The organism is Streptomyces manipurensis (assembly GCF_049570255.1).
GTDB lineage: Bacteria > Actinomycetota > Actinomycetes > Streptomycetales > Streptomycetaceae > Streptomyces > Streptomyces manipurensis.
On sequence record NZ_CP186950.1, the window covers coordinates 7144120 to 7158749 of the forward strand.

Genomic DNA, 14630 nt, shown 5'->3' on the forward strand with positions numbered 1-14630 from the left:
CGGGCCCCGCCGCCCGCACCGCGACCGCCGCACCGGCAGCCGCGGGGACGCCCTCCGCGGCGCCGACCGCGGCGCTCTACGAGTGCGTGATCGCGCACGCCCGCACCACACCGCTGCGGCACTCCTTCCGGCACCGGACCTACCTGTGGTGCGTGGACCTCGACCGGCTGCCCGTACTGCCCCGCCCGGTGCGACCGCTCGCCCGCTTCGACGCGCGCGACCACTTCGGCGGCGGCGCGCCCTCCCTCCGCGCCGGACTCGACGCCTTCCTCGCCGGCCACGGCATCGACCTGGACGGCGGGCAGGTGACCATGCTGGCGCACGCCCGCGTGTTCGGGTTCGTCTTCAACCCGCTCAGCGTGTACTGGTGCCACGACCGCTCCGGCGCCCTGGTGTGCGTCGTGGCCGAGGTCCACAACACCTACGGGGAGCGCCACTGCTACCTGCTGCGCCCGGACGGCTCCGACGAGGCGGAGGTGGACAAGGAGTTCTACGTCTCGCCGTTCTTCGCCGTCGAGGGCCGCTACCGGATGCGGCTGCCGCTGCCCGGCGAACGGCTGCACCTGGCCGTGCACCTGGAGAACGAGGAGGGCCGCGCCTTCACCGCCGTGGTCCGCGGCCGCCGCCGGCCCGCCACCGTGCCCGCCCTGCTGTCCGCCGCCGCCCGCCGACCCTGGTCCACCGCCGCCGTCTGGGCCGGCATCCGCCGCCACGGCATCCACCTGCTGCTGCGCGGCCTGCCCGTACACCCCCGTCCCCGGTCCACCCCGCAGGAAGGCATGACGTCGTGACCCAGCCCGCCACCACGTCCCACGGCCGCGTCCGGACGTCCGGCCGCGCCACCGGGATCCCCCCCCAGACGCAGGCGCACGCGCATACGCAGGGGCGGACATCCCCGGCCCGGTCCGCCGCTCCCGGCGCGCCGGCGGTCCGCCGCGGCGACGTCGACGCCGGCCGCTGGCCGGACGTGGCGCGGACCCCTCCGGCCGGGCCCGCCCGGACCGCCGTCGCCGCACACCTGGTGGGCCGGGCCCTCGACCGGCTTGCCCTGACCGCGCCCCCCGGCGGCGCCGCGCACCCCGGTACGGGCCCCACGCTGACCGTGCACGACCCCGCCGCCTTCCACCGGCGCATCGGCCGCCACGGCCTGATCGGCTTCGGCGAGTCCTACATGGCGGGCGAATGGGACAGCGACGACCTGGCCGGTGTCCTCACCGTCCTCGCCGAACACGTCGACGAGCTCGTCCCCGCCCCGCTGCGCCGCCTGCGCGGCCTGTGGGTCTCGCGCCGCCCGGCCGCGGACCGCAACACCCGGGCCGGGGCCCGCGACAACATCCAGCGCCACTACGACCTGTCGAACGACCTGTTCTCCGCGTTCCTCGACCCCACCCTCACCTACTCCTCCGCGGTGTTCGCCGAACTCCCCGCCCGCTTCGAGGACCTGGTCCCCGCCCAGCACCGCAAGATCGACCGCCTGCTGGACCTGGCCGGCGTCGGCGACGGCACCCGGCTGCTGGAGATCGGCACGGGCTGGGGCGAACTCGCCCTGCGGGCCGCCGCCCGCGGCGCCCGGGTCACCACCCTGACCCTCTCCGCCGAGCAGGCCGCCCTGGCCCGCGAACGCATCGCCGCCGCCGGGCTCGCCGACCGCGTCGAGGTCCAGCTGCGCGACTACCGCGACGTCGAGGGCCGCCACGACGCCGTGGTCAGCGTCGAGATGATCGAGGCCGTCGGCTCCGAGTACTGGACCTCCTACTTCACGGCGCTGCGCCGCGCCCTCGTCCCCGGCGGCAGGATCGCCCTCCAGGCCATCACCATGGACCACCCCCGCATGCTGCACACGGCCGCCACCCACACCTGGATCAGCAAGTACGTCTTCCCCGGCGGCCTGATCCCCTCCCGCCGGGCCATTGCCGAGCACTCCGCCGCCGCCGGGCTGACCACCGTCGCCGACCACGGCTACGGCGAGCACTACGCCGAGACCCTCCGCCTGTGGCGGGAGCGGTTCACCGCCCGCCGCGACCACGTCAGCGCCCTCGGCTTCGACGCCGTCTTCCAGCGCATGTGGGAGTTCTACCTCGCCTACTCCGAGGCCGGGTTCCGCTCCCGCTACCTCGACGTGCGCCAGCTGCTCCTCACCGAAGGGACCCGCCCGTGAAGCCCGCCGCCGACCGACTCGCCGACCTCCTCGGCCACGTCCTGCCGGGCCCGCTGCCGGTCCGGGTCCGCGCCTGGGACGGCAGCCAGGCCGGCCCCGAGGACGCACCCCTGGTCGTGCTCCGGACGCCCGCCGCGCTCCGCCGCGTGCTCTGGCAGCCGGGCGAACTCGGCCTCGCCGAGGCCTACATCACCGGAGAGCTCGACATCGACGGCGACCTCGCCGACGCCCTGTCACGCGCGGGCCGGACCGTCCGCGACCGGCCCGCGGCGCGCCCCCGGCCCGCCGGCCTGGCCGCGGCCGCCGCCCTCGCCGTCCGGCTGGGCGCGGCCGGGCCGCCCCCGCGCCGGCCCGACGGGCGGGCCCGCCTCACCGGCCCGCTGCACAGCGCCTCCCGCGACCGGGCCGCGATCAGCCACCACTACGACCTGTCCAACGCCTTCTACGCGCTCCTGCTGGACGAGTCGATGGCCTACTCCTGCGCCTACTGGACCCGCCCCGACGACCCCGGCTACACCCTCGCCGACGCCCAGCGCGACAAGCTCGAACTGATCTGCCGCAAGCTCGGACTGCGCGCCGGCGACCGGCTCCTCGACGTCGGCTGCGGCTGGGGCTCGCTCTCCGTGCACGCGGCCCGCGAACACAAGGTGCGCGTCACCGCCGTCACCCTCTCCCGCGCACAGTGCGACTTCGTCGCCGAGCGCGCCGTCCGCGAGGGCGTCGACGACCTGGTGGACGTCCGGCTCCGGCACTGGCGGCACATCGACGGCGGGGGCTACGACGCGGCCGCCGCCGTGGAGATGGGCGAGCACGTCGGCGACGCCGAGTACCCCGCCTTCGCCGCGAAACTGCACGACGTACTGCGCCCCGAGGGCCGGCTGCTGATCCAGCAGATGTCCCGCGGCGCCCACGCTCCGGGCGGCGGCGCGTTCATCGAGACCTACATCGCCCCCGACATGCACATGCGGCCCGTCGGCCGGACCGTGGACCTGCTGGAGGACGCCGGACTGGAGGTCCGCTCCACCGAAGCCCTCCGCGAGCACTACGCCACCACCATCGACGCCTGGCGCGCCACCCTCGAGAACCGCTGGAGCGAGATCACCGACCTGGTGGGGGAGACCACCGGCCGGGTGTGGCGCCTCTACCTCGCCGGAGCCTCCCTGGCCTTCTCCGAGCGCCGCATGGGCGTCGACCAGATCCTCGCCGTGCGGCCCACCCGCGAAGGGACCTCGGCCCTGCCGGCCACCCCCGCCGCCTGGTACGCCCCGGTGGGCCCCTCGTGACCGGAACCGACTGGGGCGCCCTCGCCGTCAACCTCGCCGTCTGCGCGGCCACGGCCGGGGCGGTCCTGCTCGCCACCTTCGCCGTCGCCCTGCGCCGCGGCCTCCACCGCATCGTCGACATCGCCTGGGGCCTCGCCTTCGGCGCCGTCGCCGTCGTCACCTGGCTGCTCTCCGCCGGGCACGGGGACGACGGCCGCCGCCTGCTCGTCGCCGCGGCGACGCTGCTGTGGGGGCTGCGGCTCTCGGCGCACATCGCCCGGCGCTCCCGCGGCCACGGCGAGGACCCCCGCTACACCGCCCTCCTCGACAAGGCCCCGGGGAACCGCACCCTGTACGCGCTGCGCACCGTCTACCTCGGCCAGGCGGCCCTGGTCTGGGTGATCTCCCTGCCCGTCCAGGCCGCCTCGTACAGCTCCGCGCCGCTCGGCCCGCTGGCCTGGTGCGGGATCGCCGTGTGGGCGCTCGGACTCGCCTTCGAGGCCGTCGGCGACCACCAGCTGGCGCGCTTCAAGGCGGACCCCGCCCACCGGGGCCGCATCATGGACCGCGGCCTGTGGTCCTGGACCCGTCACCCCAACTACTTCGGGGACAGCCTCGTCTGGTGGGGCATCTACCTGCTCGCCTGCACCGCGTGGCAGCCTGCCCTGGCCGTCCTGGTCTCCCCGGTCCTGATGACCCTGCTGCTCACCGCGGGCAGCGGCAAGCGCCTCCTGGAGAAGCACATGGCAGACCGTCCCGGCTACGCCGAGTACGCCGCGCGCACCAGCGGTTTCCTGCCGCTGCCACCCCGCCGGGGCGGCGACGGCCGGCGGAGGCCGTGAATGCGCGGCGTACCCGACGGCACGTACCCAGGCAGCCCCGGCGGCACCCCCGACCAGGCGGACGGAGCCGCCGGCCCGGCCCTGATGGCGGTTCCCGGCGGGCAGCCCCCGCACGGGGCGAGGGCCGCCGTCCTGCTCCTGCACGGCGGCCGCGCGGACGCCCTGGAGCCGCCGACGCGGCTGAACCTGCCGGCCCGGCGCATGCGGCCGTTCGCGGCGGCGCTGGTGCGCGCCACCGCGGACGACGGCGTGCTCGTCGCCCGCGTCCGCTACCGCCACCGGGGCTGGAACGGCCCGCACGCCCACCCGGTCGCCGACGTGCACCGCGCCCTGGACGAACTGCGGGCGCTCACCGGCCCGGTTCCGGTCGTGCTGGTCGGACACTCCCTCGGCGGCCGGGCCGCGCTCAGGGCCGCCGGGGACCCCCAGGTCACCGGGGTCGTCGCGCTGGCCCCGTGGTGTCCGCCCGGCGAACCCACGGAGCACCTGCGGGGCCAAACCGTCGTGGCGCTCCACGACGAGGCCGACCGGGTCACCCGGGCCGCGGACACCTGGGCCTGCCTGACCCGGGCCCACGCCGCCGGCGCGCGGGTGGTGGGGATCCGGATGCCGGCGGGCGGTCACGCCATGATCCGCCGGGCGGGGCTGTGGCACCGGATCACGGCCGGTGCCACCGCGGCCCTGCTCGGTACGGCGCCCTGCCCGTCCCTGACCGGGGACCTCGGCTGGACCGGCAGCCCCCGCCCGGCCCCGGACCCGCCGGCCCGGCGGGCGGCGCGGGGGTCAGTGCCGGGGTGACCACAGGGCCGTCAGGTGCCCCGCGCCCGGTGTGAGGGTGTCCCAGCCGCCCGGCAGGTCCACCACGACCACCCCGGAGGTGGGGAACCGCGCCCGCAGCCGCTCCAGCAGCTCCTGCCCGCCCGTCCCGCACAGGGCCGAGGCGAGCTCGTGGATCCCGGAGTTGTGCCCCACGAGCGCCAGGCAGCCCAGCCCCGGGCCCCGCTCGGCCAGGACGGAGACGAGCGTGTTCGGCACCGCGTCGTAGAGCCTGTCGTCGTACACGGCGGGCGGCGGGGCGGCGAGCGCCGGCACCGCCAGCTGCCATGTCTGCCGGGTCCGGCGGGCGGGAGAGCACAGCGCCAGGTCGGGCAGCCGGCCGGACTGCGCCAGCCAGGCGCCGGTCCGGGCCGCGTCGGCCCGGCCCCGCTCGCTCAGGCCGCGCTCGAAGTCGTCGGCGGGGTCCCCCTTCGGCACCGCCTTGGCGTGCCGCACCAGCAGCAGCCGGCTCCCGGCCGCCGCCCCTTCGGATTCCGAGGACATGCCCGCTCCTCCGCTCTGCGCGTCCACCGCGGGTACACGGCCATGGTGCGGTCCGGGCGGCGGGCCCGCACCCTCACGGCAGGTAGGACTCCAGCGTTCCCCGGCGCCGTACGTCGAGCGTCGCGCAGTGGAAGGACCCCCCGAACGGGGCGTAGTGCTGCAGGTCGCAGGGGATCGGCTCGAAGCCCCACGCCTCCAGGGCCCGGAGCATGCCGGTCTGCTTGCGCTCCGCGATCACGCGTCCGTCACCGATCGCCAGGACGTTCATGCTGAGCCACTTCCCGCACATCGACGTGATGCCCAGCAGGCGCTCGTCGACCGGTTCCGGCTCCGGAGCGACCAGGATCTCCCAGGAGTCGAGCACCGCCGGCAGCCGGTCCACGTCGACGTACTCGGGGTTGACCAGCACCCGGCCGGGCGACAGCGGGACGAACGTCGTGTCGATGTGCATCGGGGTCGGGCAGCGGCTCTCGATCTCGTGGATCCGGTAGCCCGGCCCCAGATGCCGCCGCAGCCACTCGATCCCCATCAGGTTCGTGACGTTGCTCCGGGTCACGAACAGGTCCCTGCCCGCCCGGACGAAGTCGGCCGCGTCGAACACGGGCTCGAACTCGGTGAGGATGTACCGCTCGGGCGGCCCGGTCCGCGCCGCCCGGTACTCCGGCTCGTACAGCGCCTCGGTCAGCTGCGGCCGCGGCGCCGCGGTCCAGCGCGCACCGCGGCGGAAGTAGTCCTTGAGGAGGGTGCGGTAGGCGTGCGTCTCGAAGTACCGGCACGGCCACGCCATAGGGGTCTCGATGATCTCGTCCCCGACCACCAGCATGCTGTCGCGCGGACAGCTGGTGCAGAACCCGCGCGAGGACCAGTCGGGCGTGGCGAACCTGCGGGTGTGGTCGACCGGGTCCGGGCGCGTCACGGTGATCCCGAGGGACCCCAGGAGGGCGATGAAGCGGTCCAGCTCGTGCTGCGCCGACTCCACCAGGATCCGCGGGTACCGGCGGCCCGCCGCCAGCCCCTGCAAGTGCGCAGCCCAGGGCGGGATGTTGCACGCCACGACCGGGTGCCGGGAGGGGAACGCCGCGCCCTCCAGCCGGCCCACCACGACCTCCTCCAGCGGGTCCCACTCGTTGTGCGAGCAGACCGGCGGGACGGCGGGCACCGCTTCGGGCCGCACGCTCGCGTCCGCGGGCGAGCGGCCCGGTCCCTGCGCTGCCGCCATCGTGAGCCTCCGTTCCGGGGAGCCCTCGGCCCCACTGCCCGCCACCCCACGATGCCGCGCGCTCCACGCCCCGCGACAGCCGGTGCGCCCGTCCGGGTGGTCCGCCCGATCCGGCGGCGGCCGCGCGGCGGCCGGGATACCCTCCGCAGGATGGAACGCGCAGAAGTGCTCAAGCGGGTGATCGGCATCCTCACCGACGCCCAGGACATCCGCCGGGCCGCCGAGGCGGGGGAGTTCGCCGACCTCCCCGAGGACGACGAGGACGCCGCCGGGAAGGCGGGCGTGGCCACCCTGCTGCTGAACGAGATGCTGCCCTCGATCCGGGTGCCCGCCGACGCGAGCCCGCAGCAGGTGGCGTCCCTGGTGGCCGAGGCGCTCGGCCCGGCCCTGCACACGATGGTCTCCGGGTTCAGCCTGGCCTTCACCAGCCTGGCGATGGTCCACGACAGCGGGCGCACGGACCTCTCGTCGATCGAGGTCCTGCGGGAACTGGCCCTGGAGATCGAGGCGGGGACCTACGACGAGGGCCCGTAGCCGACGAAGGCCCGTGGGCGGCGTCCGCCCGGCCGGGGCCGGACGCCGCCCACGGGCCCGCCGCCGCGCCGCTCACTCCGGGTCGTCGTCCCCCTGCCGGGCCATCTTCCGCTCCTGGCGCATCCTCAGCTCCTCCGGGGTCTTCCCGGCGACCGGCTTGCTGGCCTCGGGATGTACCGGGTCGGGTCCGGGGTGTTCCTGGGCCTGCTCCTCACGGCCCTTCCCCGGCTCCTGACGCTTCTCCTCGGCACCCTTCATGGCTTCCGCTCCCTCGCAGACGTCGTCGACCGGTGTCCGGACACCCCGCCTACCCGCGGATCGCCCGTACACCCTCCTCGTACGTCCATCCTGGAGCGATCCGACCGGCGCGGCCATGCCACGCGTCATTCGGCCCACCAGGGGGAAGGCGCCCGGACATGCCCGAAACGATCACTGACCTCGCCACCCGGTTCGCCCGCCGGCGCAGGGAGCCCGTGGCCGTCCAGGCCCTGCGTTCCACCGCCGCGGCCGTCATCAGCTACGTCGTCGCGCTCCGCCTCAGCAGCGAACCGAACCCGCTCACCGCCCCGCTCACGGCCCTGCTCGTCGTCCAGGTCACCCTGTACTCCACCCTCACCACCAGCATCCGCAGGGTGAACTCCGTGGTCGTCGGCGTGCTCATCGCCATCGGGTTCAGCGCGCTCGTCGGCCTCACCTGGTGGAGCCTCGGCCTGCTGATCCTGGCCTCCCTCGTGGTCGGCCACCTGGTGCGGGTGGACGAGTTCGTCCCCGAGGTCGCGATCAGCGCCATGCTCGTCCTCGGCGTCACCCAGGTCACCGACACCGCCTGGGACCGGGTCCTGGAAACCCTCATCGGCGCGGTCGTCGGGCTCCTCGTCAACCTGCTCCTCGCACCGCCCCTGTGGGTCGGCCCCGCCGGCACCGCGATCACCGACCTGGCGGGACGCATGAGCCGGCTGCTGGACCACCTCGGCGAGGAACTCCCCGGCCCGGCCAGGGTCGAACAGGCCGCCGCCCGGCTCGACGAGGCACGACGGCTCGACAACGACATCGCACAGGTCGACGCCGCCCTCCGGCAGGCCGAGGACAGCCTCCGGCTCAACCCCAGGGTCAAGGAGGGGCTGCTCTTCCGCCTGGTACTGCGCACCGGACTGGACACCCTGGAGATCTGCGCCGTCGTGCTCCGCGTCGCCTCCCGGACCCTGACGGACCTGGCCCGGGCCAAGCCCGACGGTCCGCTCTTCGACCCCCGCACCGCCGAAGCGCTCCGCCAGGTGCTGCGCCACACGGCCGTCGCCGTCCAGAGCTTCGCCCAGCTGATCACCGCGCAGGTCAGCGCCAACGCCGAGGAGGCCGAGGCCCGGCTGGCCGCGGAACTCGCCGTGGCCCGGGCCCACCGCGACCGGCTCGCCGACCTCCTGCTGGCCGGCGCCCGCGAGGACCCGGCCCACTGGCAGTTGCGCGGGGCCCTCCTGAGCGAGATCGACCGCGTCCTCGACGAACTGGGCGTCGAGAAGCGCTCCCAGCGCCTGCTGGAGGAACTCGACCGGCACACGCGCACCCGCCGCACCGGCCGCCTGACCGGATGGCTCAGGAAGCGGCCGGGACGCCGCCGCGCCCGCGAAGGCGTCCGCGAGGACGCCTGAACGGGATCAGGGACGGAAGCGCAGCGGATGGTCCGCCGGGACCTCCACCACGGCGATGCGCACCCCGTCGGGGTCGGCGATCCACATCTCGATCAGCCCCCAGGGCTCGCGCACCGGCGGGCGCAGCACCTCCGCGCCCCGGCCGCGCAACTCCTCGTACGCCGCCGCGGCGTCCGCGACCTGGAGCCACAACCGCAGCCCGGGCGCCGGGGGTTCGTCGGCACGTCCGGACACCTCGAGGAAGCCCCCGCCGAGGAAGTAGACCGTCCCGCGCTCGGGTCCGGTGCCGAACTCGCGGTAGACGGGGAGCCCGAGCGTGTCGCCGTAGAAGGCCCGCGAGCGGTCGGGGTCCGTGGGGCGCAGCAGGATCCTGCTGCTCAGTACGTGCACCATGGCACCACCCTCCCGCACCCGGCGCCCGGCGGGGAGCGTTTCGCCGCGGGCGGCGGCGCCGTGTCGGCCGCTACGCCCCGCGGGCCGCACGGAGCACGCCTCACGGCTCCCGCAGGTGGCCGCGGCGCCGCCACTCCCGGGCCAGCAGGCCGTAGGAGCGCACCCGGGCCGCGTGGTCGTGGGTGATCGTCGTGATCAGCAGCTCGTCCGCGCCGGTGGCCTCCCGCAGCACCTCCAGACGGTCGGCTACCTCGCGCGCCGAGCCCACGAACCGGGTCTCCGTACGGTCGGCGACCAGCGCCGTGTCCGCGTCCGACCAGGGCAGGGCACGCGCCTGCGCCGGGGTGGGGTAGGGGATGGCCCCCTCCCCGCTGCGGATGCTGCGCACCCAGGCGGCGTACCCGGTCGCCAGCTCGGCGGCGGCCGCGCCGTCCTCGGCCACGACCACGTCGGCGGACACGGTCAGGTAGGGCCGCTCCAGCTCCGCGGACGGCTCGAAGGCGGCCCGGTAGGCGTCGGAGGCCTCCAGCACCGTGGCCGGGCTGACGTGGTAGTTGGCCGCGAACCGCAGTCCGTTGCGGCCCGCGGCCCGCGCGCTCACCCCGCCGCTGCTGCCCAGGAGCCACACCTGTACGTCGGCCCCCTCACCCGGCACCGCGTGCGCCTCCACCCCCTCCGGGGTGCGGTACGCGCCGCGCAGCAGCGCGAGGACGTCGTCGACCTGCTCGTCGTAGTCCTGGGGCCGCGCACCGGGCAGGTTGAGCAGCCGCTGCTGCAGCGCGACCCGGGGGTGGGCCCACAGCGGGGCGGGGGAGAACCGTTCGGGGATGCGCAGGCCGTTCGGGGCGTACCCGGCCGCGGACGCTGCCGGTACGGGCGTCGGCGGCCCCCCGGAGGCGGGCGGCCGGGGCGGGCCCGCCGAGCGGCCCAGCCCGAGGTCCAGCCGGCCGGGGTGCAGGGCGTCGACGAGGCCGAACTCCTCGACCGTGGAGAGGGCGGTGCGGTGGCCGAGCTGGACGGCGCCTGAGCCGAGCCGGATGGTGCGCGTCGCGGCGGCCGTGAGGGCGAGCACCACGGCCGGGGAGGTTCCGGCGACCCCCGGGTTGAGGTGGTGCTCGGCGAACCAGTGGCGCGCGTACCCGAAGGCCTCCGCGTTCCGGGCGAGATCGATGCTGCTGCGCAGGGCCCGCGCGGCGGTGGAGCCGGACGGGACCGGGACGAGGTCGAGCACCCCGAGGGGGACGCCGGACACGGGCTGCCTCCTTGTTGCGGTCGGTCGTGGGGGACGGGCGGGGACGGCGGGCAGGGGCCTCAGGAGCCGGTGCTCCCGGCGGTCCCCGCCCCGGGCACGGCCAGACCGAGGTGCTCGCGCAGGGTGGTGCCCGCGTACTCGGTGCGGAAGACGCCCCGCTCCTGGAGCAGCGGCACGACGGTGTCGGCGAAGGCGTCCAGGCCACCCGGGGTGAGGTGGGGCACCAGGATGAAACCGTCGGCCGCGTCCGCCTGCACCAGGGCGTCGATGGACGCGGCGACGGTGGCGGGGGAGCCGACGAAGGTCTGGTCCGCGGTGGTGGAGATGACGAGCTCCCTGATCGACAGGTTCTTCGCCGCGGCGAGTGCCCGCCACTGCCGGGCGGTCTCCAGGGGGTCGCGGAACGCGCGCACGCCGGCCCGCCCGAGGGCGACGGTGTTCTCGCCCGGCAGCGGGTCGACGTCGGGCAGCGGCCCGTCCGGGTCGTAGCCGGACAGGTCCCGGTTCCACACGTGCTCCAGGAACGCGATCGCGGTCTGCCCGCTGACCTGCCGGCGGCGCACCTCGTACGCGGCCTCGTGCGCCTCGGCGTCGGTGTCGCCGAGGACGAAGGTGGCGGCGGGCAGGATCTTCAGCTCGTCCCGGGTCCGGCCGTACGCGGCCAGCCGGCGCTTGACGTCGGCGTAGAACGCGCGGCCCTCGTCGAGGGTCCCGTACCGGCTGAAGATCGCGTCGGCGGAGGCGGCGGCGAACTCACGGCCCTCGTCGGAGCCGCCCGCCTGGAAGACCACGGGCCGGCCCTGCGGGCTGCGCGGGACGTTGAAGCGGCCCGCGATGTCGAAGTGGCGGCCGCGGTGCGCGAAGGAACCCGCCGCCGGGTCCCGCAGGAAGCGTCCCGACCCGGCGTCGGCGAGCACGGCCCCGGCGCTCCAGGAGTCGAACAGCTCCGTGGCCGTCGACAGGAACTCCCGGGCCCGGGAGTAGCGGTCCTCGCGGGGCAGGAAGCCGCCGCGCCGGAAGTTCTCGCCGGTGAAGGCGTCCCAGGAGGTGACCACGTTCCAGGCGGCCCGCCCCTCGGAGAGGTGGTCCAGGGAGGCGAACTGCCGGGCCACCTCGTAGGGCTCGTTGAAGGTGGAGTTGATGGTGCCGGTCAGGCCGAGACGGTCGGTCACGGCGGCCAGCGCGGCCAGCACCGTGAAGGTGTCCGGGCGCCCCACGACGTCCAGGTCGTAGATGCGCCCGCGCTGCTCCCGCAGCCGCAGCCCCTCGGCGAGGAAGAGGAAGTCGAACTTGGCGCGCTCCGCGGTCCGCGCGAAGTGGACGAAGGAGTCGAAGTCGATGTGGCTGCCCGCTGCCGGGTCGCTCCACACGGTGGTGTTGTTGACCCCCGGGAAATGGGCCGCGAGGTGGATCTGCCGGGGCGGTCGGCCGCTCATCGCCGGTCCTCTCGTGCCGTCAGGCCGCGGGGTGCGCGGCCGGGGCGTAGCGGTTGGCGGGCCGTCCCAGACCGAGCAGTCCGCGCAGGGTGTCCGCCTCGTACGCGCGGCGGAACAGGCCGCGGCGCTGCAGTTCGGGCACGAGCCCGCGGGTGACGGAGGGCAGGTCGTGGGCCAGGACACCGGGCCTGAGCCGGAACCCCGACAGGCCCGCCTCCCGCTGGAGTCCTTCGAGCAGGTCCGCGAGCTCTCCCGGGGTGCCGGTGAAGACCGTCGCGTCACCCTCGTACGGCTCGCCCGCGAGGTCGTCGAGCCGGGCGCGGCGCGCGGCCGCGGCCCCGGGCGTGCCGTCCAGGTACACGGTGAGCTCCCCGAACAGGTGCAGGGGCTCGTGCCCGAGCCCCGCGGCTTCGCGGACCTGCCGCACCGCCGCGACCGCGGCCCGCGCCCCGGCCGCGTCGCGTGAGACGAGGAAGCCCACGTCCGCGGAGCGGGCGACGAGCCCGTACGCCGCGCTGTCCGCCGCGCGCGCGGTGACCAGGGGCTGGCCCTGCGGCGGGCGCGGGGTGATGGAAGGCCCCCGGACGCTGAAGAACCGTCCCCGGAAGTCGACGTGGTGGAGCTTCTCGCGGTCGACGAAACGGCCCGTGGCGACGTCCCGGATCTCGGCGTCGTCCTCCCAGCTGTCCCATAGCCGCCGGACGGCCTCGACGTGGTCGACCGCCTCCGCGTACAGCTCCCCCCGCGCGGGCGGGGCGGGGCGCCGTCCGAAGTGCCGCTCCTCGTGGGCCGGTCCGGACACCTGGACGTGCACACCGGCCCGCCCGCGACCGACGTGGTCGAGCGTGGCCACCGCCTTGGAGATGTGGAAGGGCTCGGTGTGGGTGGCGGTCACCGCCGGTACGAGACCGATCCGGCGGGTCAGCGGGGCGACCCGGGCCGCGGTGAGCACCGCGTCCAGCCGCCCGCGCACCCGGTCGGTCCGCTCGTCGGCCCCGTCCGGCGAGGAGGACTGGACGGACAGCCCGTCCTCGAAGGTGACGAAGTCCAGCAGCCCGGCCTCCGCCTCGGCGACGAGCCCGGCCCAGTGGCGCGCGGTGAACACCTCGCCGGGCCGGGCCCCCGGTTCCCGCCAGGAGGCCGGGTGGGCCCCCGTCCCGTCGAGCGCGACCGCCAGGTGCAGCGGAGCGGACGGGGCGCCGGACGGGTCGGGCGCGGAGGGGAGATGAGGGGGCACGGAAACGGACACGGCGGTGACGCCTTCCTGATCGGCGCGCGGGAAGGGAAGCCGGAGCGGGCCGGGGATCGTGCCCCGGCCCGCCGTCGGTCTCCTGCGAAAAACGCTACGTCCGGGTGTCCGGGCCTTCAATGCCGCCCGTGTGAAGAGAACTTGGCGGCAGTGTTGCGGGCCGGACGCCGCCCGCCGCGCCCCACCGGGCGCCTGCCGGCGTCACAGCCAGGGGAGCTCCGAGGCCGCGTGACGGGAGGCGCGGAACACCGAGTTCTGGGCACCGGCGGAGGACTCCAGGCCCACCCCGTCACCGAAGGAACGGAACTGCGGGACCACGAACTCCCACACCACCTCGCGCTCCGGGGTCACCTCGAAGAGGCGCCCGAAGGAGCCCTCGGCGATGAACGTGTTCCCGTTGGGCAGGCGCTGCGCGCTCGACATGTACGGGCTGTAGAAGTTCTGCGGCGGGTTGTCCTCGTAGGACCACAGCTCCGCACCGGTGGCCGGGTCGAGTTCCAGCACCCGCGAGTACGGCACCGACGTGGTGTCCCGGTAGGTCCCGTTGTCGAAGACCAGGATGCTGCCGCCGGCCAGCTCGTGCGGATGGTGCTGCTGGGCCAGGACGTCCGGGCCGATGCTCCACTGAACGGAGCCGTCGCTCCGGTCCACCGACACGGTCACGGAGGCGCTGCGGAACCCCACCATCACCGAGCCGTCGGCGCGTTCGTTCACGGTGTTCGCCATCGGCCAGTGGTTGCGGGCGAAGTGCCGGTTCAGCACCACCTCGGCGGGGTCCAGATGGTCGATCGCCGCCCAGCGCCACACCACCTCCCCGTCCCAGGTCAGTTCGAGCACCACGTCCCCGTAGACCACCCCTCCGGGCGCCTCGGAACCGGGAATGCCGCCCCGCACCCGGGCCGCGTCGGCCGGGGCCAGCGGCTCGACCACGGTGATCAGGAGGTTGCCGTTGCGCAGCACCGTCGCGTCGTGGTGGTGGAACGGGTGCCTGACCTCGCGGACCACGGTGGAATCGGGGGCGAGCTCCTGGAGGATGCCGCCGTGGTAGACGTCCCAGATGGGGAAGAGGCTCGGGCCGGAGGTGTCCTTGGCGGCGTAGAAGAGGTTTCCGTTCGGGAGGAGCTGGGCCTGCCGGCCGGGCGGATGGGGGGAGGTCCAGGTGTGCGCGGGCCGGCCCTCGATGTCGACGAGATGGATCTCGCCGGACCCGGTGATCGGGGTGTACAGGGTGTACCCGCCGTAGCTGAGCCGCGGGTCGTGCGCGATGAGGCCGGTGCCCCGGCGGCGCAGGGTGTTCTGGTCGACGGTCATGAGGATCT

Annotated in this window: 15 protein-coding genes; 7 read left to right on the forward strand and 8 right to left on the reverse strand. The window is 75.3% G+C overall.

Features of this window, described 5'->3' with window-relative positions:
• Positions 1 to 86 precede the first annotated feature (86 nt).
• The 5 genes from ACPU2J_RS32445 to ACPU2J_RS32465 all read left to right on the forward strand — a co-directional run bounded on the left by ACPU2J_RS32445 (position 87) and on the right by ACPU2J_RS32465 (position 5060).
• Positions 87 to 791, forward strand: coding sequence for a DUF1365 domain-containing protein (locus ACPU2J_RS32445; RefSeq protein ID WP_361608103.1), 705 nt, complete (start codon positions 87 to 89; stop codon positions 789 to 791).
• A complete protein-coding gene (locus ACPU2J_RS32450; protein ID WP_420078442.1) occupies positions 788 to 2158 on the forward strand; it encodes a class I SAM-dependent methyltransferase in 1371 nt (456 codons plus the stop codon). Before ACPU2J_RS32445 ends, ACPU2J_RS32450 begins: the two co-directional genes overlap by 4 nt.
• A complete protein-coding gene (locus ACPU2J_RS32455; protein ID WP_423834648.1) occupies positions 2155 to 3441 on the forward strand; it encodes a class I SAM-dependent methyltransferase in 1287 nt (428 codons plus the stop codon). The genes ACPU2J_RS32450 and ACPU2J_RS32455 overlap by 4 nt, the downstream gene beginning before the upstream one ends.
• The gene (locus ACPU2J_RS32460; RefSeq protein WP_420078440.1) at positions 3438 to 4262 is read left to right on the forward strand and encodes a DUF1295 domain-containing protein; all 825 of its coding nucleotides are present in this window, start codon (positions 3438 to 3440) and stop codon (positions 4260 to 4262) included. Before ACPU2J_RS32455 ends, ACPU2J_RS32460 begins: the two co-directional genes overlap by 4 nt.
• A gap of 84 nt (positions 4263 to 4346) precedes the next feature.
• Positions 4347 to 5060, forward strand: a complete 714-nt coding sequence (locus ACPU2J_RS32465; protein ID WP_423835035.1) for an alpha/beta hydrolase — start codon at positions 4347 to 4349, stop codon at positions 5058 to 5060.
• Here ACPU2J_RS32465 and ACPU2J_RS32470 read toward each other — a convergent pair.
• On the reverse strand, positions 5046 to 5582 hold the full coding sequence (locus ACPU2J_RS32470) for a SixA phosphatase family protein (RefSeq protein ID WP_420078439.1): 537 nt from the start codon (positions 5580 to 5582) through the stop codon (positions 5046 to 5048). The genes ACPU2J_RS32465 and ACPU2J_RS32470 overlap by 15 nt on opposite strands.
• A 73-nt stretch (positions 5583 to 5655) precedes the next feature.
• The gene (locus ACPU2J_RS32475; RefSeq protein WP_423834649.1) at positions 5656 to 6801 is read right to left on the reverse strand and encodes an amidinotransferase; all 1146 of its coding nucleotides are present in this window, start codon (positions 6799 to 6801) and stop codon (positions 5656 to 5658) included.
• A 150-nt stretch (positions 6802 to 6951) separates the two neighbouring features.
• On the opposite strand from ACPU2J_RS32475, the gene ACPU2J_RS32480 reads away from it, so the two are divergent.
• Complete coding sequence (locus ACPU2J_RS32480; protein ID WP_420078437.1) at positions 6952 to 7335, forward strand: hypothetical protein; 384 nt, start codon at positions 6952 to 6954, stop codon at positions 7333 to 7335.
• Between the two features lie 72 nt (positions 7336 to 7407).
• Here ACPU2J_RS32480 and ACPU2J_RS32485 read toward each other — a convergent pair whose 3' ends face one another.
• Positions 7408 to 7593: a hypothetical protein gene (locus ACPU2J_RS32485; RefSeq protein WP_361602103.1), complete on the reverse strand. Its 186-nt coding sequence runs from the start codon at positions 7591 to 7593 to the stop codon at positions 7408 to 7410.
• A gap of 158 nt (positions 7594 to 7751) precedes the next feature.
• Between ACPU2J_RS32485 and ACPU2J_RS32490 the strand changes: the two genes are divergently transcribed.
• The gene (locus ACPU2J_RS32490; RefSeq protein ID WP_420078436.1) at positions 7752 to 8981 is read left to right on the forward strand and encodes an FUSC family protein; all 1230 of its coding nucleotides are present in this window, start codon (positions 7752 to 7754) and stop codon (positions 8979 to 8981) included.
• A 6-nt stretch (positions 8982 to 8987) separates the two neighbouring features.
• Here ACPU2J_RS32490 and ACPU2J_RS32495 read toward each other — a convergent pair whose 3' ends face one another.
• The 5 genes from ACPU2J_RS32495 to ACPU2J_RS32515 all read right to left on the reverse strand — a co-directional run bounded on the left by ACPU2J_RS32495 (position 8988) and on the right by ACPU2J_RS32515 (position 14622).
• Entirely contained in the window at positions 8988 to 9374 is a 387-nt protein-coding gene (locus ACPU2J_RS32495) for a VOC family protein (RefSeq protein WP_389075403.1), read from the reverse strand.
• A 100-nt stretch (positions 9375 to 9474) separates the two neighbouring features.
• Complete coding sequence (locus ACPU2J_RS32500; protein WP_423834650.1) at positions 9475 to 10626, reverse strand: LLM class flavin-dependent oxidoreductase; 1152 nt, start codon at positions 10624 to 10626, stop codon at positions 9475 to 9477.
• Between the two features lie 59 nt (positions 10627 to 10685).
• Positions 10686 to 12062, reverse strand: coding sequence for an NtaA/DmoA family FMN-dependent monooxygenase (locus tag ACPU2J_RS32505; protein ID WP_423834651.1), 1377 nt, complete (start codon positions 12060 to 12062; stop codon positions 10686 to 10688).
• A gap of 19 nt (positions 12063 to 12081) precedes the next feature.
• Positions 12082 to 13311 (reverse strand): LLM class flavin-dependent oxidoreductase, encoded by a 1230-nt coding sequence (locus ACPU2J_RS32510; RefSeq protein ID WP_420078432.1) that lies wholly within the window; start codon positions 13309 to 13311, stop codon positions 12082 to 12084.
• A 201-nt stretch (positions 13312 to 13512) separates the two neighbouring features.
• Positions 13513 to 14622 (reverse strand): aryl-sulfate sulfotransferase, encoded by a 1110-nt coding sequence (locus ACPU2J_RS32515; protein ID WP_423834652.1) that lies wholly within the window; start codon positions 14620 to 14622, stop codon positions 13513 to 13515.
• Between the last annotated feature and the right edge of the window lie 8 nt (positions 14623 to 14630).